This is a genomic window from Parvibaculum sp., assembly GCF_046297875.1.
Lineage (GTDB): Bacteria > Pseudomonadota > Alphaproteobacteria > Parvibaculales > Parvibaculaceae > Parvibaculum.
The window spans coordinates 2783793-2809703 of the sequence record NZ_JBKBHD010000001.1; the positions used below are offsets into that span (position 1 = coordinate 2783793).

Annotated in this window: 25 protein-coding genes; 10 read left to right on the forward strand and 15 right to left on the reverse strand. The window is 60.4% G+C overall.

Features of this window, described 5'->3' with window-relative positions:
• Window positions 1-5: 5 nt before the first annotated feature.
• Entirely contained in the window at window positions 6-1499 is a 1494-nt protein-coding gene (locus ACK4FH_RS13755; RefSeq protein WP_409814694.1) for a leucyl aminopeptidase, read from the reverse strand.
• Window positions 1500-1748: 249 nt separating this feature from the next.
• Between ACK4FH_RS13755 and lptF the strand changes: the two genes are divergently transcribed.
• The 10 genes from lptF to ACK4FH_RS13805 all read left to right on the forward strand — a co-directional run bounded on the left by lptF (window position 1749) and on the right by ACK4FH_RS13805 (window position 13843).
• Window positions 1749-2912 carry an LPS export ABC transporter permease LptF gene (gene lptF / locus ACK4FH_RS13760; protein WP_409814697.1) on the forward strand — a complete coding sequence of 388 codons (1164 nt, stop codon included), beginning with the start codon at window positions 1749-1751 and terminating at the stop codon, window positions 2910-2912.
• Entirely contained in the window at window positions 2909-4003 is a 1095-nt protein-coding gene (gene lptG / locus ACK4FH_RS13765; protein ID WP_409814698.1) for an LPS export ABC transporter permease LptG, read from the forward strand. Before lptF ends, lptG begins: the two co-directional genes overlap by 4 nt.
• Before the next feature lie 214 nt (window positions 4004-4217).
• Window positions 4218-6287, forward strand: coding sequence for an LPS-assembly protein LptD (locus ACK4FH_RS13770; RefSeq protein WP_409814699.1), 2070 nt, complete (start codon window positions 4218-4220; stop codon window positions 6285-6287).
• A gap of 148 nt (window positions 6288-6435) precedes the next feature.
• Window positions 6436-7788 (forward strand): peptidylprolyl isomerase, encoded by a 1353-nt coding sequence (locus tag ACK4FH_RS13775; RefSeq protein WP_409814701.1) that lies wholly within the window; start codon window positions 6436-6438, stop codon window positions 7786-7788.
• 63 nt (window positions 7789-7851) lie between these two features.
• The gene (gene pdxA / locus ACK4FH_RS13780) at window positions 7852-8868 is read left to right on the forward strand and encodes a 4-hydroxythreonine-4-phosphate dehydrogenase PdxA (RefSeq protein ID WP_409814704.1); all 1017 of its coding nucleotides are present in this window, start codon (window positions 7852-7854) and stop codon (window positions 8866-8868) included.
• The gene (gene rsmA / locus ACK4FH_RS13785; protein ID WP_409814706.1) at window positions 8865-9716 is read left to right on the forward strand and encodes a 16S rRNA (adenine(1518)-N(6)/adenine(1519)-N(6))-dimethyltransferase RsmA; all 852 of its coding nucleotides are present in this window, start codon (window positions 8865-8867) and stop codon (window positions 9714-9716) included. Before pdxA ends, rsmA begins: the two co-directional genes overlap by 4 nt.
• Before the next feature lie 85 nt (window positions 9717-9801).
• The gene (locus ACK4FH_RS13790; protein ID WP_409814708.1) at window positions 9802-10851 is read left to right on the forward strand and encodes an alcohol dehydrogenase; all 1050 of its coding nucleotides are present in this window, start codon (window positions 9802-9804) and stop codon (window positions 10849-10851) included.
• A 139-nt stretch (window positions 10852-10990) separates the two neighbouring features.
• Window positions 10991-11794, forward strand: a complete 804-nt coding sequence (locus ACK4FH_RS13795; RefSeq protein ID WP_409814711.1) for a sulfotransferase domain-containing protein — start codon at window positions 10991-10993, stop codon at window positions 11792-11794.
• 28 nt (window positions 11795-11822) lie between these two features.
• Window positions 11823-12959 (forward strand): DegT/DnrJ/EryC1/StrS family aminotransferase, encoded by a 1137-nt coding sequence (locus ACK4FH_RS13800; protein WP_409814713.1) that lies wholly within the window; start codon window positions 11823-11825, stop codon window positions 12957-12959.
• Window positions 12960-12973: 14 nt separating this feature from the next.
• Window positions 12974-13843, forward strand: coding sequence for a glycosyltransferase family 2 protein (locus tag ACK4FH_RS13805; RefSeq protein WP_409814716.1), 870 nt, complete (start codon window positions 12974-12976; stop codon window positions 13841-13843).
• Here the strand turns inward: ACK4FH_RS13805 and ACK4FH_RS13810 are convergent.
• From ACK4FH_RS13810 to ACK4FH_RS13875, 14 genes are all read right to left on the reverse strand, one after another.
• Window positions 13836-14987, reverse strand: coding sequence for a methyltransferase domain-containing protein (locus ACK4FH_RS13810; RefSeq protein WP_409814719.1), 1152 nt, complete (start codon window positions 14985-14987; stop codon window positions 13836-13838). The two genes, ACK4FH_RS13805 and ACK4FH_RS13810, sit on opposite strands and share 8 nt — an antisense overlap.
• 6 nt (window positions 14988-14993) lie before the next feature.
• Window positions 14994-15827: a phytanoyl-CoA dioxygenase family protein gene (locus ACK4FH_RS13815; RefSeq protein WP_409814722.1), complete on the reverse strand. Its 834-nt coding sequence runs from the start codon at window positions 15825-15827 to the stop codon at window positions 14994-14996.
• Between the two features lie 8 nt (window positions 15828-15835).
• A complete protein-coding gene (locus ACK4FH_RS13820; RefSeq protein WP_409814725.1) occupies window positions 15836-16549 on the reverse strand; it encodes a WbqC family protein in 714 nt (237 codons plus the stop codon).
• Window positions 16546-17079, reverse strand: a complete 534-nt coding sequence (locus ACK4FH_RS13825; RefSeq protein WP_409814728.1) for a GNAT family N-acetyltransferase — start codon at window positions 17077-17079, stop codon at window positions 16546-16548. The genes ACK4FH_RS13820 and ACK4FH_RS13825 overlap by 4 nt, the downstream gene beginning before the upstream one ends.
• Window positions 17064-17816, reverse strand: coding sequence for a cephalosporin hydroxylase family protein (locus tag ACK4FH_RS13830; protein ID WP_409814731.1), 753 nt, complete (start codon window positions 17814-17816; stop codon window positions 17064-17066). The genes ACK4FH_RS13825 and ACK4FH_RS13830 overlap by 16 nt, the downstream gene beginning before the upstream one ends.
• A gap of 62 nt (window positions 17817-17878) precedes the next feature.
• Window positions 17879-19105, reverse strand: coding sequence for a methyltransferase domain-containing protein (locus tag ACK4FH_RS13835; protein WP_409814732.1), 1227 nt, complete (start codon window positions 19103-19105; stop codon window positions 17879-17881).
• Complete coding sequence (locus tag ACK4FH_RS13840) at window positions 19102-19665, reverse strand: dTDP-4-dehydrorhamnose 3,5-epimerase family protein (protein ID WP_409814734.1); 564 nt, start codon at window positions 19663-19665, stop codon at window positions 19102-19104. Before ACK4FH_RS13840 ends, ACK4FH_RS13835 begins: the two co-directional genes overlap by 4 nt.
• Complete coding sequence (gene rfbG, locus ACK4FH_RS13845; RefSeq protein ID WP_409814737.1) at window positions 19665-20744, reverse strand: CDP-glucose 4,6-dehydratase; 1080 nt, start codon at window positions 20742-20744, stop codon at window positions 19665-19667. Before rfbG ends, ACK4FH_RS13840 begins: the two co-directional genes overlap by 1 nt.
• 1 nt (window position 20745) lies before the next feature.
• Complete coding sequence (gene rfbF / locus ACK4FH_RS13850) at window positions 20746-21525, reverse strand: glucose-1-phosphate cytidylyltransferase (RefSeq protein ID WP_409814739.1); 780 nt, start codon at window positions 21523-21525, stop codon at window positions 20746-20748.
• Window positions 21526-21547: 22 nt separating this feature from the next.
• Window positions 21548-22186 carry a guanylate kinase gene (gmk, locus tag ACK4FH_RS13855; RefSeq protein WP_409814741.1) on the reverse strand — a complete coding sequence of 213 codons (639 nt, stop codon included), beginning with the start codon at window positions 22184-22186 and terminating at the stop codon, window positions 21548-21550.
• 4 nt (window positions 22187-22190) lie between these two features.
• Window positions 22191-23081 (reverse strand): YicC/YloC family endoribonuclease, encoded by an 891-nt coding sequence (locus tag ACK4FH_RS13860; protein ID WP_409814744.1) that lies wholly within the window; start codon window positions 23079-23081, stop codon window positions 22191-22193.
• A gap of 92 nt (window positions 23082-23173) precedes the next feature.
• Entirely contained in the window at window positions 23174-24259 is a 1086-nt protein-coding gene (mltG, locus tag ACK4FH_RS13865) for an endolytic transglycosylase MltG (protein WP_409814745.1), read from the reverse strand.
• Window positions 24256-25512, reverse strand: a complete 1257-nt coding sequence (gene fabF, locus ACK4FH_RS13870) for a beta-ketoacyl-ACP synthase II (RefSeq protein ID WP_409814747.1) — start codon at window positions 25510-25512, stop codon at window positions 24256-24258. The genes mltG and fabF overlap by 4 nt, the downstream gene beginning before the upstream one ends.
• A gap of 110 nt (window positions 25513-25622) precedes the next feature.
• Window positions 25623-25862, reverse strand: a complete 240-nt coding sequence (locus ACK4FH_RS13875; RefSeq protein WP_012112293.1) for an acyl carrier protein — start codon at window positions 25860-25862, stop codon at window positions 25623-25625.
• Between the last annotated feature and the right edge of the window lie 49 nt (window positions 25863-25911).

The window sequence follows — 25911 nt, forward strand, 5'->3', positions numbered from 1 at the left end:
CACCTTCACTTTTCATAGTGATCGGCGACCAGCCTGTTGAGCAGGCGCACGCCCCAGCCCGAGCCCCAGCTCTGGTTGGTCGCAGTCTGCGGCGAGGCCATGGCGGTGCCGGCAATATCGAGATGGGCCCAGGGGAGCTTGTTCACGAAACGCTGCAGGAACTGCGCCGCCGTGATCGAGCCGCCATCGCGGCCGCCGACATTCTTCATGTCTGCGAAGCGCGAGTCGATCATCTTGTCATAGACGGCACCCATCGGCATCCGCCAGACCTTCTCGCCTTCCACCTCGCCCGCTTCCGTCAGCTGCTTCGACAGCTTGTCGTCGTTCGAGAAGAGACCCGCATATTCCTTGCCGAGCGCAATCATGATCGCGCCGGTAAGCGTTGCGAGGTCGATCATGAATTTCGGCTTGAAACGATTCTGCGTGTACCAGAGCGCGTCGGCCAGCACGAGGCGGCCTTCGGCATCGGTGTTGATGATCTCGATCGTCTGACCGGACATCGACTTCACGATGTCGCCGGGGCGCTGCGCCTTTCCGTCCGGCATGTTTTCGACGAGGCCGATAACGCCGATCGCATTCACCTTTGCCTTGCGCGCGGCGAGGGTGTGCATGAGGCCCGTCACGCAGGCCGCGCCGCCCATATCGCCCTTCATGTCTTCCATGCCGGCACCGGGCTTCAGCGAGATGCCGCCCGTGTCGAAGCAGACGCCCTTGCCGACAAAAGCGACTGGCTTTTCGCCTTGCTTGCCGCCCATCCAGCGCATGACGACGAGCTGGCTTTCATGCTGGCTGCCATAGCCGACGCCGAGCAGCGAGCCCATGCCGAGCTTCTTCATGGCCGCTTCGCCAAGCACTTCGACCTTCACGCCGAGTTTTGAGAGCGCCCTGGCGCGCTTTGCAAATTCGCCGGGGAAGAGCACGTTCGGCGGCTCATTGACGAGATCGCGCGCGAGCGCCATGCCGTCAGCGACCTTGGAGAGCGTGCCGTAATCCTTGCGCGCGGCAGCGGCGGCGCGCGTCATGACGGTGATGGACTTCAATTCGGTCTTCTTACCATCGTCCTTTTTTTTCGTCTTGTATTTGTCGAAGTTGTACGAACGCAGCCGTGCGCCGAAGGCGACGCGAGCCGCCGCTTCCGCCGCCGTCAGCTTCGGCGCGGAAATGCCATCGAGTACGATCGACAGCGATGCCTCGTTTGCCTTCCCGATACGGCCGGCAAGTTCGCCACCCGCCTTTTCCAGATTTGCCGCCGAAACGTCTGCGGACTTCCCGAGGCCTGCCAGCAGAATTCGGGTGGCGGACACGCCCTGCGGTCCGACGACTTCAAGCACCGAACCGGATTTGCCTGTGAAACCTGCCGCCTTGACGGCGCGCTTCAAGGCGCCGCCCAGCTTGCCGTCAAGATCGGCTGCAACGCCGCGCAGCGTCGCCCCCTCGGTCACCAGCACTGCCAGTGCGCCGGGCTTGGCAAGCGATATGTCGGCGAAAGCGATATTCATTTCAGGGCCTCTCCAGTTTGTCCCCGGCACCAGAACCGGGCATTGAACTCCGCAGACAGGGCCGGATCGTGTCCGGCCCCAGCCTTTTCCCCAGCGGCAAAATGGGATAACCCTTTCCTGCAGCGCCTCGGGACTCCGTTGCGTATCCTAAACCAATCGGCGCCTGTTGAAAGCCGCCGATACAAGACCTTGCCGGCTGCCCCCGAAGCGGGCGCCCGGATGCGCCGAAGCGTCGAGGAAGCCGTATTCATGCCGACGAAACTGTCGAGATACCTGTTTCTGCAGACGCTGGGACCGTTCCTCGTGGCGAGCTTCGTGCTCACAGGCATCATCTGGCTGACGCAGGCGCTGCGGATGCTCGACGTTCTCATTACCCAGGGGCAGACCCTTCTTACCTTCTTTGAACTGACGGCGCTCGCCTTGCCCGGCACCCTGATGATCGTGCTGCCGGTATCGCTGTTTTGCGCAGTGCTCTACGCGCTCAACAAGCTGATCGGAGATAGCGAAGTCGTGGTGATGTATGCAGCGGGTGTCAGCCGTGCGCGGATTGCCATGCCCATCATCGCCGTCGCCACCGTCACATCGCTCCTTATCCTTTCCTTCTCTGTCTATGTGGCACCGGCGGGCCTGCGGGAACTGAGAACCCGGCTCTTCGAAATTCGCAGCGATGTCGCGACCGCCATGATACGCGAGGGCATGTTCAACAATCCGGCGCAGGGGCTCACCGTCTATGTCCGCGAGCGGCATTCCGACGGGTCTACGCACGGCATTCTGGTTCACGACGGGCGCAATCCAAAAGAACCGATCACCTATATGGCGGAGTCGGGCAGCCTGATCGACCAAGGCGACGGCTTGCTGTTCGTCATGTTCAACGGAAGCATCCAGCGTGTCTCACGAGAGGGCAACTCGACGAACCCTGCAACCATTCTCTATTTCGACAAATATACCTACGACCTTTCGCAATATATGGACGACCGGCAGACAGTGACATTCGAAAGCCGGGAGAGATACTTCCGCGAACTCATCAACCCGCAGGCCGACGACGCCTATGCACAGATGAACCGCACAAAGTTTTTGGCCGATGCGAATGAGCGGCTCGTCGAAGGACTCTATCCTGTAACACTTGCATTGATTGCACTCGCGGCCCTGCTGCCCGCGCCGTTCAGCCGCAGGGGGTATGCCGCCCGCCTTGCCATTGCGGCGGCGGCTGCACTTGGCGTCAGGATCGCCGGTTTTGCGATAGCCAATGCCGCCACGCAGGATCTTCGCCTCGTGCCGATCATGTATCTTCTGCCGATCGGCGTAAGCGGCATATGCATCGCAATAATCGCCGGCACCCGTTTCGACCAGGCGTGGCATTCTACCCAACGCAGACTTTTCAGACGCTTCGGGAAGGAGGGGTCAACACAATGAACCTTTCCTGGACGCTGTCGATTTACCTCGCCAGACAGTTTTTAACCGTTGTTCTCCTGACTTTCGGGATCTTCGTCGCACTCATTTACATCATCGAGCTTGTAGAGCTTTTGCGGCGTGGCGCCGGAAAACCCGGTGTTACCTTCGACCTCCTGGCGCTGATGGCGCTGATGGAGGTGCCGAGAAACGGATCGCGGACGCTGCCTTTTGCCGTTCTTTTCGGCGGCATGGCGGCATTCTTGAATCTCAGCCGCAACAACGAGCTTGTGGTGGCGCGTGCGGCCGGTGTTTCGGTCTGGCAATTCATTGCGCCGGCGCTCGCGGTCGCATTCATCTTGGGTGCGTTTGTCATCACCGTTTACAACCCTGTGGCATCGACCCTTACCGCGCGCTTTGGACAGCTCGAAACCCGGTATCTCGAGCAGCGCACGAGCTTCGTCACCGTATCGGCAAACGGGCTCTGGCTTCGTCAGGCCGATCCGCAAGGACAGTCGGTTATTCACGCGCAACGCATCGATGGAACCGGCTTCTCCATCAGCGGCGTCACGATCTATCTCTATGGCAACGGCAACGATTTCATGGGCCGGATCGATGCGCGGACAGCCGCGCTCAGGCCCGGCTACTGGGAGTTGACGGATGTCTGGGCGCTGATGGTGGGCGACCAGCCGCGGCGATACGAGACTTACCAGCAGGAAACCTCGCTGACCGAGCAGCAGATCGAGGAAAGTTTTGCCCGCGAGGAGACGATTTCCTTCTGGGACCTCCCCCATTTCATTGCGACGGCCGAGGCGGCCGGCTTCTCCGCCCGGCGGTATCACATCTATTTTCATCAACTTCTGGCCACGCCTGCCATGCTCTGCACCATGGTGCTGGTGGCCGCGGTCTTTTCCATGCGCGTTACCCGCATGGGCGGCATGCTGACCATGGTCATCGGCGGCATTGCCGCCGGTTTTGTGGTCTTTTTCCTGGGCAATTTGTCGCTTGCGCTGGGCCTTTCAGGCATTTTGCCGAGCCCGCTCGCAGCCTGGGCACCTTCCATCGTGGTGATGCTTTTAGGTCTTGCGGTTCTCTTTCACCTCGAAGACGGTTAGAAATCGAGTTCATGCCTGCCGTGTCAGGCGATTCTCATGTGCAGCCGGGGGGCGGGCAAAGGTGGTCCAAGGGGTTTCGATGGGTTCAGGGGGGGTGCGGCGCGGCGTTCTGCTGGCAGTGGCAACCGTGTTCACGGCCCTTTTTGCGCATCCGGCAAGTGCCCAAGATGCTCCGCCCCGGCAGGCGGCCTTTCCCCAGTCCGGGGAAGTGCTCATGCAGGCTGACGAGCTTACCTATGACCGCGAATCCGGGGTGGTCACGGCTTCAGGCAATGTGGAATTGGCCTATGGCGAGCGTGTGCTGCTTGCCGACCGGGTGACCTACGACGAAAAGACGGGTGTCGTGAAGGCGGATGGCAACGTCGCGCTGCTCGACCCGCAAGGCGATGTTGCCTTTGCCGATCAACTGATCTTGCGCAATGAAATGCGCGATGGCGTCATCGATACGTTACGAGTGCTGCTGTCCGACAATTCGCGGATGGCAGGATCGAGCGTCGTGCGGAGCGGCGGCAATATGACGACGCTTCACCGCGGCGTCTACACGGCCTGCGACATATGCGAAGAAAAGGGGCATACCAAGCCGCTCTGGCAGATAAAGGCCTTCCGCGTCATCCATAATCAGGAAGAAAAGCGGATCATCTACGAAGACGCCTTCATCGAATTCTTCGGCATTCCGGTCTTCTACATTCCGTACTTTTCGCAGCCCGATCCGACGGTAAAGAGGCAATCCGGCTTCCTGCCGCCCAGCCTTTCCAGTTCAACGGAGCTTGGGCAGCAGGTCGAAATTCCCTATTACTGGGCGATCAGCCCCGACAAGGACGTCACTCTCATTCCGCGATTCACGACGAAGGAAGGCACAGTCTATCAGGGCGAATACCGGCAGCGCTTCGAAAGCGGGCAGATCGGGATGTTCGGAACGGCGACATGGCCCGAAACTCGCACCCCCGGGACACCTGCGGACGACAGCTTCCGTGGCAGCCTGTTCGGCGACGGCCGGTTCCGCATTGACGAAAACTGGAGCTGGGGTTTCCGCTCGGAACTAACGACCGACGACACCTATCTTCGCAAATACGGACTGTCCGGCGCAACGGACCTCATCAGCAATATCAATGCGAGCTACGCCGAAGGCCGAAACAGCTTTACGGCCGATGCCTATTATTTCCAGGGACTGCTCGCGACCGACAGCGCTGACACGACACCCTGGGTCGCCCCCATACTTCAATACAATTACTCCCACCCCGAGCAGTTCTGGGGTGGCCGCGTCGGCTTTTCCGCCAATGCGATGGTTCTCGAGCGCAAGGTTGGCGCGAAGTCACGGCGTATTTCCAGCACCATCAGCTGGGATCGCCGCGATACGACGCGCGACGGCTTTGTGCTTCATTACTTCGCCAATCTGCGCGGCGACATCTATTCAGTCGAGGATGTACCCAATCCGGCGCTGCCCGGTACGAATTTTGACACGGCGACGATTGCGCGCGGCTTGCCGACTATCGGGGCGGAGTGGAGCTACCCGCTCATCCGTGCCGAAGGCGGGACGCGCCACGTGTTCGAGCCGATCGTGCAGGTCATCTATTCGCCGAATGTCGGCAATACGGTCGAGATTCCGAACGAGGATTCATTGAGCTTCGAGTTCGACGACACAAATCTGTTTTCGGACAACCGCTTCACCGGCCTCGATCAATGGGAAACCGGCGCGCGGGCCAATGTCGGGTTTCGCTATTCCATCTTCACCGCAGACGGTGGACAGGCAAATGCCATGTTCGGGCAGAGTTTCCGCATCGAGGACAACCAGAGTCTGGCAGCCCCAACTGGGCTCAGGGATCAGTCGTCCGACTATGTCGGCCGGATTATGGTGTCTCCAAACAAGGATTACATGGCGGTCTACCGCTTCCGCCTTGATGATGAACGCTACAAGATCCGCCGTAACGAAGTGTCGTTAATGGGGCGCGAAGGCCCTGTCATGGCCGAACTCGGCTATGCTTATTTCGCGGCGGACCAGACGCTGGCCTTCCAGCCGCGCGAAGAAATCTATGCCGGCAGCGTGGTCAATCTGAGCGAGTATTGGCGCGTTTTCGGACAGGTCAGGCGCGATCTTGCGAACAGCCGGTCGGTCTCCAACCGGATCGGTATCGGTTATGAGGACGAATGCATCGACGTGTCGCTCGGCTATTCTCAATCCTTCTACCGCGATCGCGACATCGAGCCCGACCGCGCCATCGTCCTGAGAATCACGCTCAAGACACTGGGTTCGGCCAGCGCATCGGGGTCGGTCGACTCGAATTAGCCGCGTCATCGAGAAGCCGCCTCAAACCGCTGAAAAAGGCAGGATTTTCGCAATATTTGGCTGGTTGATTGGGCCCCTGTTTCAAGTATTCTGTCGGCCCGACGGAGCTGGCAAGCGGAGGGCTGTTCGCCCCCACAAGAAAGACGCGATGACCCCTACTGAAAACGACGCATTCCCCGTGCCGAAAGGCATTTTGCGGCTTTCCCGCCTGGTTCCAGTTGCCGCCCTGTTCGCCGGGCTTGCGACGCTCCCCGCCGCATCTGCGGTCGCGCAGACGGCGCCTGGGCCCGCGCCATCCGTGACCATGACGTCTGACACGCAGGGCATCGCGGCTGTCGTCAACGATCTTGTCATCTCCTCCTACGACCTCGATCAGCGCGTCAAGCTGGTGCTGCTCAGCTCAGGCATCCCGAACACATCCGAAAATATCGGGCGCATCCGCGGGCAGGTGCTTCGCTCTCTGGTGGACGAATATCTGAAAGCGCAAGAAGCCGGTCGCCTGAACATTACCGTTTCCCAGGAAGAGGTGGACGAAGCGTTCCGGCGTATCGCGCAGCGCTCGAACATGACGCCGGACCAGATTACCGAGACGCTAAAGGAGGGCGGCATCTCGCGGGCGACCCTCGAGCAGCAAATTCGGGTGGACATGGCATGGAACCGGGCCATGCAGCAGCGCTTTGGCCCAATGGTGACTGTCGGCGAAAATGAGATCAACGAAGTGATGCGCCGTCTGCAGGAGGAAGCCGGGGAGCCGCGTTATCTGGTTTCCGAAATATTGATCTCGTTCGACAATCCGGGGCATGCAGACGAAATTTCCGCCGGTGCACAGCGTCTGGCTGACCAAATCCGTCAGGGGGCTCCCTTCGAAGCCGTTGCACGGCAATTCAGCCAGTCCGCTTCGGCGGCCAATGGCGGCGACATTGGTTGGGTTCATTCAAGCCAGTTGCCTGAAGGTGTGCGGGAAGTCGTGACGCAAATGCAGCCCGACATGGTGTCCGACCCAATCCGTACGCTGAACGGCTTCTACATCATTGCGTTGCGGGCGATGCAATCCGGCACAGGCGCCGACCCGATGCGCGATCAATACCAGTTGATGCAGGTGCTCCTTCCGCTTACGCCGGATGCGGACCCGCAAGCCGTCAACCGCAGGGCGCGCGAAGTGAACGAGTTCCGCAACAGCATTTCGTCGTGTGACGACGCCGAGCAGCAGATCAAGAAATATGTGAGCGGCGTTGCCAGTCCTCGCCAGCAGGCAATTGCCGGGCAGCTCGATCCGCGCGTCAGGCAGGCCATCGCCGGCGTGCCCGTCGGCAAGGCAAGCGAACCTATCCGTTCCGATCGCGGCGTCGAGATGATTGTCGTTTGCGGGCACCGGGCGGCAGAAGGCGAAATGCCGACACGCGAGCAGATCGACAATACGCTTTTCGAGCAGCAGCTTTCGATGATGAGCCGTCGCCATCTGCGCGATCTGCGCCGTGATGCGGTTGTCGTCTATCGCTAATTTCCGCACCACCGGCCCAACTTCCGGCATGGCCGACCTAGGCTGGTACAGACGGTGGAAAGCATGGCAGCGCTAGAAGTTCCGCCTCTGGCGCTGACCATGGGCGAGCCGGCCGGCATCGGCCCGGAAATCACGCTGAAAGCATGGGCGGCCGCCCGATCTGCGCCCTTACCGCCTTTTTTTGCAATCGGCGATCCGGCGCATTACAGCGCCACGGCGAAGCGCGCCGGCCTCGCCTGCGAAATTCGCGAAATTGCCGATCCGGATGAGACGCATGCGCTGTTTCCCGATGCCTTGCCCGTGCTGCCGGTGCCGCTTGCGGCAGCTTCGCAGGCCGGGCGCCTCGCGCCGGAAAATGCGGCTGCCGTGATGCGGGCGATCGATCTTGCAGCCGAGCAGGCGCTCGCCGGGAAAGCTGGAGGCGTCGTCACCAATCCCATTCACAAGCGTGCGCTCTATGACGCGGGGCTCAGCGTTCCTGGTCACACCGAATATCTCGCCGCCCTTTGCGGCGGAATGACGCCGGTGATGATGCTCTCCTGCCCCGGCCTGCGCGTTATCCCCGTTACCGTGCATCAATCGCTGAAAGGTGCTGTCGCTTCGCTTCGGGGCGAGGCGATCGCCGAGCAGGGCATCATTCTAGCCGCTGCGCTCAAAGCCGATTTCGGCATTTCGCGTCCGCGTATCGCCGTTGCCGCCCTCAACCCGCATGCAGGCGAGGAAGGCCGGCTGGGGCGGGAGGAAATCGACATCATCGCGCCCGCCATCGAAAAGTTGAAAGCTGCCTGCCCGGAAACCGAATTTCGCGGCCCCCTGCCCGCCGACACGCTGTTTCACGCCGCGGCCCGCCAGAGCTATGACGCGGTGCTGTGCATGTACCACGATCAGGCGCTGATCCCGCTCAAGACCATCGATTTCGAGAATGGCGTCAACACGACACTCGGATTGCCGATCGTGCGGACTTCTCCGGATCATGGCACGGCGCTAGACATTGCGGGCAAGGGCATCGCGCATCCGGGCAGCCTGATTGCGGCCATCCATATGGCTGGCCAGATTGCCTCCTGCCGGGCCCGTGCATGAGCGGCGAACCGGCCAATCTGCCGCCGCTGCGCGAGGTGATCGCAAAACACGGGCTCTCCGCGCAGAAGTCGCTCGGGCAGAATTTCCTGCTCGATCTCAATCTGACGGGGCGCATTGCAAGGTCGGCAGGTCCGCTCGAAGGGCATGACGTGCTCGAAATCGGGCCGGGACCCGGCGGCCTGACGCGCGCGCTGCTCGACAATGGCGCAAGGCGCGTCGTCGCCATCGAACGCGACCGGCGCTGCATCGCGGCGCTCGAAGAGATTTCGCTGGCCTATCCCGGCCGTCTCGTCATCATAGAGGCGGATGCCTTGAAGACAGATATGCGGAGCCTCGTGACCGCGCCCGCCCGCATCATCGCCAACCTGCCCTACAACATCGCCACACCACTGCTTGTCGGCTGGCTGCAGACCGATCCATGGCCGCCCTGGTATGAGAGTCTTACCCTCATGTTCCAGCGTGAGGTGGCGGAACGGATCGTCGCCCTGCCCGGCAGCAAGGCCTATGGAAGGCTTGGTGTGCTCGCCCAGTGGCGGACGAAGCCTCGCATCGTCTTCGATGTCGACCGCCGGGCCTTTACGCCGCCGCCTTCCGTGACTTCTTCCATCGTGGAGCTGATACCCCGGGACAAGCCGCTGGCCGAGGCACACCTGCCGGCGCTCGAGCAAGTGGTTGCGGCCGCCTTCGGGCAGCGGCGCAAGATGCTGCGAGCCGCCCTGAAATCGCTCGGACGCGGCGATCCCACGCCGATGATCGAAGGGGCGGGAATAAACCCGACGCAGCGGGCCGAGGAATTGAGCGTTGAACAGTTCTGCGCCCTTGCGCGGCACTTTTCCGCAGGCGAATAGCTTATCGCGCGGTTGTGGACCAGCTCGGCCCGTGCGAAATTGACACGCAACGACATCGAGAAAAATCGTGCCCGGAGGCAATCCCATGAAGTCCGAAGCCATCGTCGAATACGGCCAGCCGCTTGAAATCATCGAAAGCGAAACGCCGCAGCCCACGGGCAGCGAAGTGCTGCTGAAAGTCACGCATTGCGGCGTGTGTCACTCGGACGTGCATATCCATGACGGGCATTTCGACATGGGCGGCGGCAACAAGCTCGATGTGCGCGGCGGACGGAAGCTGCCCTTCACGCTCGGCCACGAGATCGAAGGCGAGGTCGTGGCTGTGGGGCCGGACGCCAAGGACGTTTCCATCGGACAGCGTTTCGTTGCCTATCCGTGGATCGGCTGCGGCGAGTGCCCGACCTGCAATCGCGGCGATGAACATCTGTGCAACAAGCCGAGGAACCTCGGCATTCAGGTCGCGGGAGGCTATGCGACGCATGTCCTTGTGCCTCATCCGCGCTACCTGCTCGACTACAAGGGCGTACCGGAAGGCCTTGCCGCTACCTATATGTGCTCCGGCCTCACCGCCTATAGCGCCATGAAGAAACTCGGCGACATCAGCCCTGAAGAACGGGTGATGGTGGTCGGCCTTGGCGGTGTGGGCATGATGGGCCTGCAGTTCGCGAAGGCACTGTTTCCGGCTGCACCGCTGGGCGCCGATGTGGATGACAACAAGCTGCAGTCCGCGCGCGGCGCCGGCGCGCATGAGGTCTACAACCCGAAAGACCCGGAAGCGATCAAGAAGGTTCTCGCCGACACGAATGGCGGCGTCCCCGCGGCGGTCGACTTCGTGGGATCGGAAGCCTCGCTCAAATTCGCCACAAGCGTCGTGCGCAAGGGCGGCCAGGTGATCGTGGTCGGCCTGTTTGGCGGTGGCTTCTCCATGCCGATCCCGCTCTTTCCGATGCGCGCCATCTCCATCGGCGGCTCCTATGTGGGCTCGCTCTGCGAGACGAAGGAGATGATGGAGCTGGTGAGGGCGGGCAAGATCGACCCGATTCCCGTCAGCGAGCGTCCGCTTGGACAGGGCTCCAAATCGCTCGACGACCTGCGCAACGGAACGATCATGGGGCGTGTCGTTTTGAGACCCTGATTCGTCAATCGCCCAGGATATTTCAGTTCAAAACGGTTCACACATCCCGGAAATTTCCTTCCGGGGTGTGTTTTTTCTTTCGCTGCGCGGAAAAATGCGCAATTAAGAAAGGGCGCTGGCCGACGGAACTTTCGGTCGCATGCGTATCACACGTGTTGACAACAACCGTTGGATAAACATGACGACGCTTGGACAAGCCTTCAGAGGCCTATTCGATGTTGCTGCTCACAACATCGTCATGAAGACGGCACCGCGGACACACATTCTCCTCGCCTGTATGCCGAAAAGCGGATCGACCTATTTGTCGAATTCAATCGGGCGGTTGCCAAATTTCCGGCGGACATCGCTGGTGAGCGGCGCTGCGCGCGAAGAACAGGAAATCAACTTCCGCGCCGCCATCCGCAAGAGCAAGTACAATTATATTTCCCAACAGCACGTTCGTTACCACTCGAGAACAGCCGAAGCCATCCAGACGTTTCAGCTGACGCCCGTCGTGCTGGTGCGCAACATTTTCGATTGCGTGGTCAGCATCCGCGACCACTGGCGGCGCGAGTCCATCCGGGGTCCAATGGCCTATGTCCTTGAAGATCACCTTGAGATGGATGACCGAGAGCTCGACCACATGATCGTGCAGATGGTGATCCCGTGGTACATCAACTTCTATGTTTCTTGGACGCAATGCGAGGATGCCCTCTGGCTTTGCTACGAGGAGGTTATTTCTGATCCGGTGAAAGCCGTTACCCGCATCCTCGAACGGGCCGGGCATACGACTGACCCCGAAACGATACGGGCAGCGGTGCAATGGACAAACCCTTCCGAGGAACGGAAAAATGTGGGCCGCCCCGGCAGAGGCGCCTCCCTTCCCGAGCACCAGAAGCAGATTGTCCGCGAATACAGAAGCTTTTATCCCGATATCGACTTTTCGCGCATTGGTCTAGAATAGCTCCGGTCTGAATACCGGAGATTCTGAGTTGAGCGAAAATGAAGAGGTGATTCCCGTCGCCGGCCCGTGGGTTACCGAACGGGAGATCGCGTACGTTGCCGACGCAGCCCGCAATGCCTGGTTCAGCAATCATTACGAGTATAATCGCCGGTTCGAGGAGGCTTTCGCCGCCTATGTCGGCGTGAAGCATGCCGTCTCGCTTCCCCATTGCACGGCCGCCATCCATCTTTCGCTGGCGGCGGCCGGTATCGGGCCCGGCGATGAGGTCATCGTTCCCGACGTGACCTGGATTGCGTCTGTCGCACCGGTCGTCTATGTCGGCGCGACCCCCATCTTCGCCGATATCAAGAAGGATACCTGGTGCATCGACCCCCGATCGGTCGAGACCGCCACTACGGCGCGAACGAAAGCCATTATCGGCGTGGACCTTTATGGTTCGATGGCCGACTGGTCCGAGTTGCGGCGGATTGCGGAGCGGCACGGCCTGCTGCTCATCGAGGACGCGGCGGAAGCGCTCGGGTCGGAATATGGGGGGAGGAAGGCGGGCGCGCTTGGCGACACCGGCGTCTTCTCCTTTCACGGCTCCAAGACGCTGACGACGGGCGAAGGCGGCATGTTCGTCACCAATGACGATCATCTCCATCAGCGCGTCATGACGTTGCGAGATCATGGGCGCCCACCGGGCGACAAGCTCTTCCTCAATACGGAGGTTGGCTTCAAATACAAGATGAGCGCCTTGCAGGCGGCCTTTGGGCTTGCACAGATCGAGCGCGTGGAGGAACTGATCGCCAGGAAGCGGGAGATATTCAACTGGTACAGGGAGACGCTGAACGGCCTCGACGGCATCACGCTCAATGCCGAGCCTCAGGGCACGCTCAATTCCTACTGGATGGTGACGGTCATTCCCGAACCCTCGTTCGGACTGGACAAGTTCGCACTGATGGATGGATTCCGTGGACGGAAGATCGACACGCGGCCCTTCTTCTCGCCGCTGTCCAGCCTCCCGGCCTTTGCCGACCGGCCAGCGTCATCCGCGCATATGCCAGCCCAACCGGTTGGCGAGACGATCGCAAAATACGGCGTCAACCTTCCCTCCGGATACCATATGACCGAGGAACTGGTGCAGCGCGTTGCGGACGCCCTTAAACAGATATTGAAAGTTTAGCCCAGGCTCTCTCCATGCCAGAAGTGACTGTCGGTATCCCCGTCTATAACGGTGAAGCGTATCTTCAACGCTGCCTGCTATCGGTCCAGAGCCAGACGGAGAATGACTTCGTTGCGCTGATCTATGACAACGCGTCAACCGACGGCACCAGGGAAATTGCTGAATCCTTCTGCCTTACCGACACGAGGTTCAAATATTTCAGGCAAAGTGAGAACAAGGGGCCAACAAACAATTTTCTCGATGTCCTGGATGCCGCGAGAACGGAATTTTTCTTCTGGCTTGCACATGACGATTTCATTTCCGCAAATTTCATTGAGGAACTGCATCGTCTTTTTCGCGCCGATCCCGGTATTGGCCTCGCAGTACCCCGTGTTGTCTCGCTGCACGAAGACGGCCGGGCCTATGGCGAAGCTCGCTGGCCGAGCCCAATTCCGGACGACCGGCTCGAGCGAATTTCGCTCCTGCTGCGCGAGGCGCCGCCCAGCTGGTTCTACGCTCTGTGGCGCAGGGAAGAGCTCAAGAATGCGTTTGGCCGTGCCTGGTCACACTATCCACATGGGTGGGGATCCGATCATCTGACGATCTACACGCAAATCATTCGGGGAACATTGGCCGGAACGAACACCGCCTCCCTGACCCAGACGATCCAGCATCGGCCCGCGCGCGTGCGGCCGCCCTACAGGCACATGCTGGAACTGCGGCGCCTGTTCAGGCGATTCTGCCTCGATGAGGCGAAGCAACAGGACTTCACGCCGGAGCAACTGAAACGCCTGAGAGGAATGATCGAAAGATATACAAGCGATCGCTGCTATGGCTACCGCAAGATAGCCCGTCGCGCCTTGCGCGAGATTGGTCTCTCGCTGATCAACCGTAAGTCTAACTGAGATAGACCAGTTCCAAACCCTTGCGCTGATCGAGCCCCAGATCGGCCATCGCCTTGCGCGCTATTGCGGGATTCAGCGCAACATAGAGAATTCCGATATCGGAGGATAGCGCTTCCGGCGGCACGACAGGGACGCCCAGATGATCGCGGCCGTGCACATGCGGATTGCGGTCTACAAAACAAACGGCACCGCCATTGTTTCGAATGCGGGCATAGACAAAAGTCCCGTAAACGCCCGCACCGTAGATCGCCACCTTCTTGCCCGCGCTTCCCGATTGCGCATCGGCGACGAATTTCTCTGCCGCATGCCAGGCATCGCAACACTTTTTGAGCGACTGAATTTGCAAATCGACTTCCGCGGGCGCAGAGAGCGCGGCTTTCTCCCCGACCTCCTTAAACACGGCGACAACGACGAATGCCCCGCGCAGCCTGGATGTGTCGATCCGTTCGATTTTCATACCTGCCCGATCAAGCGCAACAGGGAGCGAAGTCTGGGTGAAGTGGTTCAGATGGTCGACAACAATCATGTCGGCCGGGTTCCCCAGCACATCGGGAACGGAAAAGAAGAAGCGGCCGGTCGGCGAGAGAAGTCGCGCAATGTCCGAGAAAATTTCTACCGGCTCGCGAACATGCTCGAGAACGAAATGGGCCGTTATGAGGTCGAAGCGGCCATTCCACCCCGCCGGAGCGGAATAGGTAGACTGTTGTTCCTTGGGGACCCATTCCTGCCAATAGGAACGGTAATCCTCGCTGACATCGAACACATGCGGCGAAATGTCGGGGCGCCGCTCGCGCAGACGGAAAAGCGATTTTGCCTTCGCCGCCCCATAGTCGAGCACGGCGGCCCCTTTGGGGAGATCGACGAAATCGAGGATCAGCCCCGCCTGATACTGCGTCCGGTAGACCGGCACGCCGTCCACAACATCGTAGAGCTGATCGGCATCCTCTGACGTCAGCGATATCTGATATTCGGTGTCATAGAATTTCTGCACGTCAGGAAGATCGGCGGACTGCATGTGCCCGCACGCGGAGCAGATGTAGACGCGCGTGTCGACCTCAAGAATGGTCGACAGCGATGTAATCGCGGGTGCCGGATAGTGGTAAACGAGGTCGCATTTTTCCGCCCCGCAAGCACAGCATTTCATCTAATTTCAATCCGACTTTTTCAATCCCGGCATAATATCCGAGAATTTCACGCCTGCAGCAAAAGATCCTCGCCAGGCGATGCGGATGCCCGTGGGTTCCGCGAAATTGAAATATCTGAACTGCATCGACCAGCGCGGCCGGTCCGAGCGGTTTTCCCCCGACTGGTGCAGGGTCAGAAAATCCATCAAAAGCAGATCGCCGGGCTTTGTAAGCGGTGCGCACCTGACATAGGGGGAAAGCCGTTTTTCTTCCTCGTCAAGCCGAAGCCCATAGGCGCCCTGCCGGGCGCCGTCGCCGCTTTCGTTGAAAACCGGGACGATGCCTTCCTTATGGGATCCGGCCGCAATCTCTACCGGTCCCATTTCCGGCTGAACAGGCAGAAGCGTGGACCAGAAGACGATGCCGTCCAGACTGCGCAGCTGAGCGGGAAATTCCTGGTGCCACGGTGCCCGGAAAGTATGCTCCCGGGGATTGTCGATCCTTATGCCGTAACCTCCCGCAGCGAGGCCGGGGACGGAGCCCGACCGCAACCTCTCGAATACCGCTTCATTGCGGCGATCGGCAACAAGCCTCATGAAGCCGGGGATTTGTTTGACGGCGTCGTAGACTTCGCCACCGATGCCGCGATCCTTACCGATCAGGGACATGTAGCCGCCGGTCATCGCCTCGAGCGGCGTCTCGCAGGCTACTTTCAGCCCATGCCTTCTGGCGGACAATTCCACGACCCGGCGGATTCCCTCCTGGATCGGAGCAATCTCGCTTTCGAAGTCGTAGAAATCCGGGAGAAGAACAAACCCGTCATTCTCAAAGGAGGCAACAGCGCCCGCGCTCAGTTCCATTTTGACGTCTAGCTCCTCGCTTCGAGAAACTGCCGCCACCCCACCGTGCGGGGGAGGAGACGGTCAGCCGCGCCTTTCCCTTCGGCGGCGATCAGGTCGAGTATGGTCACGTATGGAGAAACGAAAGACTCGCCGCTCCCCCAAGGGGTCTTGCTGTACTCCATGTATTCAACACCAACACCTTCCCGCTCGAAAGCCTCATGGTCCATATAGGCTGCGGCACCATGTCCCGTGATGTACTCCGTGCCGCCGACCGCTTTCACCAGATCAAGCACCCGCTGCCATGACGACCCTGTTACCCCCATTTCACTGGAGCGCAGGACACGCGCCGGCGAAATGCCGATATAGGATGCCGGCAAGGCGGCGGACTGGATAAGGCAATTCAAGAGCGACGCCTCGCCGGTCGCCATGTCAAATATTTCAAGCGCTGCGGTCCTGGCCGAGAGGCGGGAAAGGCTTTGGCGCAACATCTCGCGGTGGGATGCGATCCAGGCGTTTCCTGCCGGGCGCAACTCGGCAATGGACGTCAGAGTACCCTTGCCCTCCAGCGGAATGGACATCCACTTGCGTTGCCCATTGATGTTCACCTGAATCCGGTTCGTGAAAGAACCCTTGGAGAACTGCGCGTCATCCAGCCAGATGTAGACATCCGCGAGCATCATCTGCTCGAAAAAGCCCGGCCAGGGAAAATACATCGGCTGCGAAATGACAACGCGTGTCACGCTTGGCGTTCCTCAAGGAAAATTTCCATGAGAAGTACGTCGTGCCAACTTGTACCGTTGAAGTAGTGTTCTCGGCGCACGCCAACTTCATTGAAGCCCAGAGACCTGTAAAGCTGTATGGCCCGATCATTTTCATACATTACCTCCAACTCTACCTTGCGGAGGCCCATCGTTTCCTTCGCATAGTCGAGCAGAAGTGTGACAGCTTGGCGCCCTACTCCACGCCCTTGCACAGCCCGGGAAATCGCAATGCCCAGAGCTCCGTGACGGCCCTTCCCATGCACATTAGTCAATTGGACGAACCCGAGGCATTTGTCAGTCTCAATGTCTGCAACCACAAAGAAAGCCCCCTTTGGATCGCTAGTCCGCCGCTCAAGCCAATGATCGAGATCGATTGAGGTTTCTGTATCTGGATAAGCGAGAAGAAGGTGCTGGAGCGCGGTATCGCGCCGCATACTGCCCAGCTCCACCTTGTCGCCGGCACCGGGCGCCCGCAGCTTTACATCGAACCTCGTTACTCCCGGACGCATTTGAGATATCCCCCGGGAGAGGATGAAACCACAAGCTTGCCATTCACGACGGGATCGACTTCGAAACGATCGGTTTCCCGGAGATAATCGTTCAGTGCCGCAAGCGGTTCGTTACCTTTGAACCAAAGCTTTGAACGTTTCCGCGGTGCATTCGCCTCATCAACATGGCCGACGAGCGTATCTGCGACAACGAGATAACACCCTTTCGTAACAAGAGGCGCATATGCCCGGAGTTCGGACAGTACGTGGTCGCGCGAATGGTCTGAATCCAGAATAACCATCACGGAGGCGCCCTCCGGAATATTTGCCGCCACCTGAGCCACAATTCGTGGGTCGCTAGACGGCCCTTCAATCATCGTCACACGCCTAGACATAGGATGAGATTCGATCGACTCTCGATTGTGAGCACGAATATCGATATCTACGCCTATGACCTGTCCTTTTCCAATCAACTCGAGAATAGACGCCATAAAGAGCACCGACCCGCCGCGTGCAATTCCCGTCTCTATGATTATGTCGGGCTTTGTAGACCAGATGACTTCCTGGGTCGCCATGACATCGGCAGGCATTTGAATGATCGGAACGCCTAGCCACGTCCAAAGGTAGCTGTAGTCGAAACGATCAAGATCGGAAACGAGTTCAAGAGATCTGCTGAATACGAACTTGTCTTGTCCGAGTGCAACTGATTGCTGGACTCGGTTTTCCTCGAATTCCTTACGGTCATCTTTGACGGACATAATCTATCTTTCCTGATCTTGCGCGTGGTCGCGCCAAAATATGCCAGACCGAAAGCCTGCTGTCAGTTAACCCTCAACTCCGGCACCGCCATCACGAATTTCGCGCCCCATTGCCTCGCGTGGGAAAGCTGGCTCTGCACTTCCTCGCTGATATTCCACGGCAGGATCACGATGATATCGGGGCGGTCCGCATCCAAATGGCCGGGCGCGACGATCGGGATGCGGCTGCCGGGCATGAAGCGGCCCTGCTTTGCGGTGGCCTTGTCCACCACGTAAGGGATGAGGTCGGGCCTTGTGCCTGCGAAATTCATCAGCGTGTTGCCCTTCGCGGCCGCGCCATAGGCGGCGACTTTCAGTCCCTTGCGCTTTGCATCGATCAGGAATGCGGTGAAATCATCTTTCACCTTTTCCGCGCGCTTCTGAAAACCCGCATAGAGGGCCTCGCCCTCCACGCCCGCGCGGCGCTCGGCTTCAAGGAGTGCGGCGAGGCGTGTGGTCTTTTCCCGGCTGCCCGTATCCGCGCGCTGCGCGAAGGCGCGCAGGCTTCCGCCATGGGTCGGCAGTTCCTCGACGTCGAAAAGCGCAAGGCCGTTCTTCTCGAAGACGCGGGCAACGGCGCTGAGCGAGAGATAGGAATAATGTTCGTGATAGATCGTGTCGAACTGGTTTTCGGCAACGAGCTTCAGGAGATGCGGGAACTCGAAGGTGGACACGCCTTCCGGCTTCAGCAGCGTTGCGAAGCCTGCAACGAAGTCGTTGATGTCCGGCACATGGGCGAGGACATTGTTTGCGGCGGTGAGATCGGCTTGTCTGCCCGCCGCCGCTAGCCGCATCGCAAGCTCCTTGCCGAAGAAGCTCTGTTCGATCTCGATGCCCTTGTCGCGCGCCGCCGCCGCTGTGCTCGCCGTCGGCTCGACGCCATAACAGGGCACGCCCGCCTGCTTCACATATTGGAGGAGATAGCCGTCATTCGCCGCGACCTCCACCACCATGCTTTGCGGCCCGACACCGAAGCGGGCGGTCATCTCGCTCACATATTTCTGCGAATGGGCAAGCCAACCGGCGGAGGTGGAGCTGAAATAGGCATAGTCATGCGCGAAGAGCTCCTCTCGACCCGCATGGTCTTCCGTCTGGACGAGCCAGCAGGCGGTGCAAACGAGCACGCGCAGCGGATACCAGGTCTCGGGCGCGGTGAGGCCTTCATGCGTGAGATAGGCATTCGAGGGCGGTGCGGAGCCGAGATCGGCAAAGACAAGCTCAAGCGGCGTTCCGCAGTGACGGCACTTCACGTCTCGTTCCCTCCTGCCATCGCGCTGAAATCGCGAAAGCTCATGTCCCGCTCCGACCTTTCGGCGATCAGGAGCGGCCATTCCACGCCGATCGCGGGATCATCGGCGCGCACACCGTCTTCAGCAGCGGGTGCATAGGCCGCTGAGTGGATATAGAACATTTCCACATCGTCCGTCATCGTCTGAAATCCATGCGCAAAGCCGGGCGGGATCAGAAGGCTCGCGCCATTCTCGCCGGTCAGATATTCGCCATGCCAGCGTCCGAATGTGGGCGATCCTGGCCGGAGGTCGATTGCGACATCGAAGACCTCGCCTCGCAGGCAACTCACGAGCTTTGCTTCCTCATGCGGCGGGTGCTGGTAGTGCATTCCGCGCACCGTGCCGCGCTTAGCCGTGAGCGTTCGGTTGATCTGGGCGACCGTCCAGAGCCAGCCGGCCTCGCTCAATTCTTCGTTACAGAACATGCGTTCGAGCCAGCCGCGATGGTCGCCCATGCGTTTGCGCTTGAGCAGAACGAGGCCGTCGAGAGGCGTGTGCGCTATGTCGAAGCGGCCGGTCATCAGGCGCCCTTCCCGTGCAGCGCTTCAAAGGCAGCAATCTGGCTGAAGGTGGCCTCGCGCATGTCGGCTCCTACGTTCAACGCGCGATACCATTCGGCCAGCCACGCGACACATGGCTCACCCGCCAGCCGGTCTTTCCAGCCGAGGCAGGCGCGCGCCCTCCGGCTGTCGATTTCCAGCGCCATCATCTCGTGGGGGCCCGTGTCATTTGCGGGCTCCCAGCCGCCGCCACCGAGCGCCGACTGGACTGCTTCTGCGAGGGCGGCAACGGTAACGGGCGCTGCATCGGGCGGCGGGCCGAAATTCAGTGCCGCAGGCAGATCTGCCCGCTCGGAAAGACCACGGGCATAGGCGAAATAGCCGGAAAGACAATCCAGGACGTGCTGCCACGGCCGTGCGGCGGAAGGATTGCGCAGGACGAGCGGCTCCCCTTTTCGAAGGGCCCGCCAGATATCGGGCACCAGCCGGTCTTCCGAAAAATCGCCGCCGCCGATGACATTGCCGCCGCGCGCCGTTGCGACACGCACACCCGCCTCCGCAAAGAACGAACGCGCATAGGATGAGGTGACGATTTCGGCGGCCGCCTTCGACGCGGAATAGGGATCGTGGCCGCCAAGCGGATCTTCCTCGCGGAAGGAGACGCCCTGCTCTGCATTCTCATAGACCTTGTCCGTCGTCACGACGAGGACGGCGCGGAGCGCCTCTCGCCCTCTCAGCGCCTCAAGCAGGTTCACGGTGCCCATGACATTGGTTGCGAAAGTGTCGACAGGCGCTGCATAGGAGCGGCGCACCAACGGTTGCGCCGCCATGTGAATGACGATTTCCGGGTCCGCCGCATCAATGGCCGCGCGCAAGGCGGCCACATCGCGCAGATCGCCGATATGGGAACGAACCGAATTTTCTATGGCAGCGAGCGCGAAGAGGTTGGGCTCCGTCTCGGGCGCCAGCGCAAAGCCTGTCACCTCGGCGCCCATGCGCGAAAGCCAGAGCGATGCCCATGCCCCCTTGAAACCTGTGTGGCCCGTCAGTAACACGCGCCTGCCCACCCAGAAAGCCTTATCGAGGCCATCGATCGCCACGCTATTTCCCCCATAGCTTCCAGGGCGCCCCGCCGGCCCCCCATAGCTCTTCGAGATGGTTCTTGTCGCGCAGCGTATCCATAGGCTGCCAGAACCCGTTATGAGCAAAGCTCATCAACTCGCCGTCATTTGCGAGGCTCGTCAGAGGCTCGCCTTCGAATGGCATTGCATCGCCATCTATCCGGTCCAGCACGGATGGTTCGAGTGCGAAAAACCCGCCATTGATCCAGGCATTGTCACCCGGCGGCTTTTCAATGAAACGCTGCACCTTGTCGCCCGTCAATTCGAGCGCGCCATAGCGGCCGGGGGGGACCACACGTGTCAGCGTGGCGGCCTTGCCGTGGCTTCTATGGAAGGCGAGCAGCGCACCGATGTCGACGTCGGCAACGCCGTCGCCATAGGTCATGAAAAAGGTTTCGCCGGGATTGAGATAGTCACGGACTCGCTTGATGCGGCCGCCAGTCATGGTTTCCGCGCCCGTGTCGACAAGAGTGATGCACCAGTCTTCGCTCGTATTCTGATGGTAGACAATCTCGCCTGAGCGCGGGTTTATGGTCACATCCGACGAGTGAAGCGCATAGTTCGCGAAATATTCCTTGATCATGTAGCCGCGATAGCCAAGGCAGATCACGAAATCGGTGAACCCGAAATGGGTGTAGATCTTCATGATGTGCCAGAGGATCGGCCTGCCGCCAATCTCGATCATCGGCTTCGGGCGGAGCTGGCTCTCCTCCGATATGCGTGTGCCAAGCCCGCCGGCCAGCAATACGACCTTTGTCATGTGCCTTCCCCCAAGGTCCTGGCTACAGCGCTTCGCGCAACTGCTTCACGAAGTTGGACAGACCCGTGAGGCGGCGGCGCTTCAGCCGCTCGGCGCGCAGCACCGACTGCAACTCCATGAAGGCCTTGTCGATATTCTCGTTGATGATGATGTAGTCATATTCCTGATAGTGGCTGATCTCGTCGGAAGCCTTCGCCATGCGCGCGGCTACGACATCCGCCGGGTCCTGGGCGCGCTTCTCGAGGCGCTTTTCAAGATCCTGCGCCGAAGGCGGCAGGATGAAGACCTTCACGAGATCCTCCTGCGCCGTTTCATCGAGCTGCTGCGTTCCCTGCCAGTCGATGTCGAACAGCACATCGCGGCCGTGCGCCAGTGCATCCTCGACGGGTTTTCGTGGCGTACCGTAATAATTGCCGAATACCTTGGCGTGTTCGAGGAACTCGCCATTGTTGCGCATGATGCCGAAATCTTCCGTGCTCAGAAAGAAATAGTCCTTGCCGTCCACCTCGCCCGGCCGCGGCTTTCGTGTGGTGGCGGAGACGGACATGTCTATCTCGCTGTCGCTTTCGAGCAGGCGGCGGGAAAGCGTGGTCTTGCCGGCGCCGGACGGCGAGGACAGCACCAGCATGAGGCCGCGACGGTGAATTTCGATTCCGGTCATGCAGTCATTCCACGTTCTGAATTTGCTCGCGGAACTGGTCGATAACCGTCTTCAGATCAAGCCCGATACGTGTGAGGCTCACATCTGCGGCCTTTGAGCAAAGTGTGTTCGCTTCGCGGTTGAACTCCTGCGTCAGGAAATCGAAGCGGCGGCCGACCGGTTCCTCAGATTCCAGCAGGTCGCGCGCCTGTGCAACATGGGCCATAAGACGATCGAGTTCTTCGCGGATGTCGGCCTTGGTCGCGAGCATGGAGACTTCCTGGGCCAGCCGGTCTTCTGACAGGGCGGGCGAAGCGCCGAGAAGTTCATTTACCTGAGCCATAAGCCGGGCCTTGAGCGCCTCGGGCGTGGCCGCCGGGCAGGCAGCCGCATCGGCGGTCAACTTTTCAATCAGACCGATCTGGTTGCGCAAAACAGCCTCGAGCTTTGCGCCTTCATCGGCACGGGCGCGGGCGAGCGCAGTGACGGCTTCGGCAAAGGAAGAAACCAGCGCTTCCTCGAAAGCCGCCCGCTCTTCGTCCGTTTCCTCGATATCCTCCGCGTTCTCCAGCACGCCCTTGAGCGCGAGGATGCCTTCTGGCCTTGGCGGAGCGGTTTCCATCGTGCGCCGCAACTCACCCACCGCATCGACCACTACCCGCAGCGCCTCGCGGTTGACGCGAAGGGGCGATGCTTCCGCCGCGCGGTCCATCGTCAGGGTAATCTGGCAATTGCCGCGCCGAAGCTGCCGCGCAAGTTCGGCGCGCAGGCGGGCATCGAGCCGGTCGAGGCCAGAAGGCAGGCGGAAGCGCGCATCGAGCCCCTTGCCGTTGACGCTCCGCAGCTCCCAGTGCCAACGGGCGGCGCCAGAGGCCCCTTCCACGCGGGCAAAACCTGTCATGCTGTTGAGCGGCATCGAACCTCCCCGGAATCATGAACTTTCCGGGCGACTATAGCAGCCTCGCCCCAGCGGTTCGCCATTACCGTATGCCGGAATTCCAATCAGGGTTACCGGGCGCCCTGGCGGCGCTCAATCTCGCGCCATTCGCGGACCCGGGCCTGATGTTCGCTGAGGGTGCGGGAGAAGGCGTGGCCCCCGGTTCCATCGGCCACAAAATAATACTCGTCGGTCTCGGGCGGGTTGAGAACCGCCTCGATGGAGGCCCGGCCCGGATTGCAGATCGGCGTCGGGGGCAACCCGTCAATGTGATAGGTGTTGTAGGGCGTGACCCGGTCGAGCTCGCTGCGGCGGATCGGCCGGCCAAGCGCCCCTTTGCCGCCGACGAGCCCATAGATGATCGTCGGGTCCGATTGCAGCCGCATTGGCGCTTTCAGCCGGTTCACGAAGACGGCTGCCACGCGCGGCCTTTCAGAGGCGACGCCCGTTTCCTTCTCGACGATTGAGGCAAGGATGATCGCCTCCTCGCGCGTCTTGAATGGCAGATCGTCCGCCCGGCTGTCCCATAGCTCGTCCATCACGCGGGTTGCGGCAGCTTTCATGTCGGCGACGATCTGCGCCCGCGTCATGCCGCGGATAAAGCTGTAGGTCTCGGGCAGCAGGGAGCCCTCCGGCGGCGTCTCGGGCATATCGCCCACGAGCACAGGGTGCGCCTCGACAAGCTGCATCGCCTGCAGGCTGGTGAGGCCTTCAGGGATTGTTATCCGGTGGAGGATCGAGCGGCCTTCCCGCAGGATGCGCATGACCGACGCCATGCTTGCATGGGCAGGAATTTCATATTCTCCCGCCTTCAGCGAGCGCTCCGCGCGATTGAAACGAACGCCCGCGAGAAAGACATTCGCGTTGGAGATGACCCCTTCGCGTTCGAGCCGCGCCGCAATGGCGCGCACGCCCATGCCCTGTTCGAGCATGATGATTTCAGCCTCGTCATGCGGGCCTTCCGTCTCGAAGAGATATTTGCCGTAGAGAAAGGTGCCGCCCGCCGCAAGCACGGCGCCAAGCGGCAGAGCGATGAGCGCGATCAGAAGAAAACGGACAATGCGGCCACGGCGCTTGCCTGGCTTCACATCGGCGGTATCGCCGCCGCTTTCCGCACCATTGTCAGGCGCTTGCGGTTTGTTTTCCGCGCCCGTCAACCATCGACCTTTTTCATGATGAGAGACGCATTCGTGCCGCCGAAGCCGAAGGAATTGCTGAGCGCGAAATTCACTTCCTTGTCGCGCGCCTTAAGCGGCACGAGATCGATGGGCGACTCAATCTCTGGATTATCCAGATTGAGCGTCGGCGGAATCTTGCTGTCGCGGATCGCGAGCATGCAAAAGATCGCCTCGACAGCGCCGGCGGCTCCGAGCAGATGACCGATCGAGGATTTTGTCGAAGACATCGAGACCTTTTCCGCGGCATTGCCGAGAAGCCGGGTCACCGCGCCAAGCTCGATCGTATCGGCCATCGTCGATGTGCCATGCGCATTCACATAATCGAGATCGGAAGCAGAGATTCCTGCCCGCTTCAGTGCTGCCTGCATGGAGCGGAAACCGCCATTGCCATCTTCCGGCGGCGCGGTGATGTGGTAGGCGTCGCCCGAGAGGCCATAGCCGGCGATTTCGGCGTAGATTTTCGCGCCGCGCGCCTTGGCGTGTTCATATTCCTCGAGGACGACGATGCCCGCACCTTCGCCCATGACGAATCCATCGCGGTCCTTGTCATAGGGGCGGGACGCCTTTTCCGGCGTGTCGTTCCAGTTGGTCGAGAGCGCGCGGCACGCAGCGAAGCCCGCAATGCCGATACGGCAGATCGCCGACTCGGCACCGCCCGCCACCATGACATCCGCATCGTCGAGCGCGATCAGACGCGCCGCGTCTCCAATGGCGTGGGCGCCGGTCGAACAGGCGGTGACAACCGAATGGTTAGGGCCTTTAAGCCCATGTTCGATCGACACATAACCCGAAGCGAGATTGATGAGACGGCCGGTGATAAAGAAGGGGCTGACGCGGCGCGGGCCCTTTTCATGGAGAATGAGCGCGGTTTCGGCAATGCCCTCAAGGCCGCCGATGCCCGAGCCGATCATCGTGCCGGTGCGGCACTGTTCCTCTTCGGTCGTGGGGTGCCAGCCTGCATCGTCAAGCGCCTGTTTGGCTGCGGCGACGGCGAAGACGATGAAATCGTCTACGCGCTTCGATTCCTTGGGGTCCATCCAGTCGTCGGGATTGAATGCCCCTTCGCCTTCACGTGGAACCGGCATGGCAATCTTGCAGGGAAGATCGGAAACATCGAATTTCTCGATTTTCCGCGCACCGGATTCGCCGTTCAGAACCCGCTTCCAAGTGGTTTCGACGCCGCATCCGAGCGGCGACACCATACCCAAACCCGTGACGACGACGCGTCTCATGCCGATGCTCACTCCCACCTCAAACCGGAGACCGGGCGGTATCCGGAAAGTCATCCAGAGACAGAAGGCCGGAGAGATTCATCCCTCCGGCCTCGCTGCAGGTCAGTCGATCAGGACTTGGCGTTCGCTTTGACGAACTCGATCGCGTCCTTCACCGTGAGAATCTTCTCGGCCGCATCGTCCGGAATTTCCACGCCGAATTCTTCTTCGAACGCCATGACCAGTTCGACGTTGTCGAGGCTGTCTGCGCCCAGGTCATCGATGAAGCTGGCGTTCTCGGTGACCTTGTCCGCGTCGACGCCCAGATGTTCGACGACGATCTTTTTCAAGCGTTCAGCGATATCACTCATTTTAAGTCCTCAGATCTTTGTTGGACCGGCCTCGCACATCCCGCTGCTC

Coding starts and splice junctions, on each gene's coding strand:
- ACK4FH_RS13755 (WP_409814694.1), bottom strand. CDS start 1,499: ATGAATATCGCTTTCGCCGACATATCGCTTGCCAAGCCCGGCGCACTG.
- lptF (WP_409814697.1), top strand. CDS start 1,749: ATGCCGACGAAACTGTCGAGATACCTGTTTCTGCAGACGCTGGGACCG.
- lptG (WP_409814698.1), top strand. CDS start 2,909: ATGAACCTTTCCTGGACGCTGTCGATTTACCTCGCCAGACAGTTTTTA.
- ACK4FH_RS13770 (WP_409814699.1), top strand. CDS start 4,218: ATGCAGGCTGACGAGCTTACCTATGACCGCGAATCCGGGGTGGTCACG.
- ACK4FH_RS13775 (WP_409814701.1), top strand. CDS start 6,436: ATGACCCCTACTGAAAACGACGCATTCCCCGTGCCGAAAGGCATTTTG.
- pdxA (WP_409814704.1), top strand. CDS start 7,852: ATGGCAGCGCTAGAAGTTCCGCCTCTGGCGCTGACCATGGGCGAGCCG.
- rsmA (WP_409814706.1), top strand. CDS start 8,865: ATGAGCGGCGAACCGGCCAATCTGCCGCCGCTGCGCGAGGTGATCGCA.
- ACK4FH_RS13790 (WP_409814708.1), top strand. CDS start 9,802: ATGAAGTCCGAAGCCATCGTCGAATACGGCCAGCCGCTTGAAATCATC.
- ACK4FH_RS13795 (WP_409814711.1), top strand. CDS start 10,991: ATGCGTATCACACGTGTTGACAACAACCGTTGGATAAACATGACGACG.
- ACK4FH_RS13805 (WP_409814716.1), top strand. CDS start 12,974: ATGCCAGAAGTGACTGTCGGTATCCCCGTCTATAACGGTGAAGCGTAT.
- ACK4FH_RS13810 (WP_409814719.1), bottom strand. CDS start 14,987: ATGAAATGCTGTGCTTGCGGGGCGGAAAAATGCGACCTCGTTTACCAC.
- ACK4FH_RS13815 (WP_409814722.1), bottom strand. CDS start 15,827: ATGGAACTGAGCGCGGGCGCTGTTGCCTCCTTTGAGAATGACGGGTTT.
- ACK4FH_RS13825 (WP_409814728.1), bottom strand. CDS start 17,079: ATGCGTCCGGGAGTAACGAGGTTCGATGTAAAGCTGCGGGCGCCCGGT.
- ACK4FH_RS13830 (WP_409814731.1), bottom strand. CDS start 17,816: ATGTCCGTCAAAGATGACCGTAAGGAATTCGAGGAAAACCGAGTCCAG.
- ACK4FH_RS13840 (WP_409814734.1), bottom strand. CDS start 19,665: ATGACCGGCCGCTTCGACATAGCGCACACGCCTCTCGACGGCCTCGTT.
- rfbF (WP_409814739.1), bottom strand. CDS start 21,525: ATGACAAAGGTCGTATTGCTGGCCGGCGGGCTTGGCACACGCATATCG.
- gmk (WP_409814741.1), bottom strand. CDS start 22,186: ATGACCGGAATCGAAATTCACCGTCGCGGCCTCATGCTGGTGCTGTCC.
- ACK4FH_RS13860 (WP_409814744.1), bottom strand. CDS start 23,081: ATGCCGCTCAACAGCATGACAGGTTTTGCCCGCGTGGAAGGGGCCTCT.
- fabF (WP_409814747.1), bottom strand. CDS start 25,512: ATGAGACGCGTCGTCGTCACGGGTTTGGGTATGGTGTCGCCGCTCGGA.
- ACK4FH_RS13875 (WP_012112293.1), bottom strand. CDS start 25,862: ATGAGTGATATCGCTGAACGCTTGAAAAAGATCGTCGTCGAACATCTG.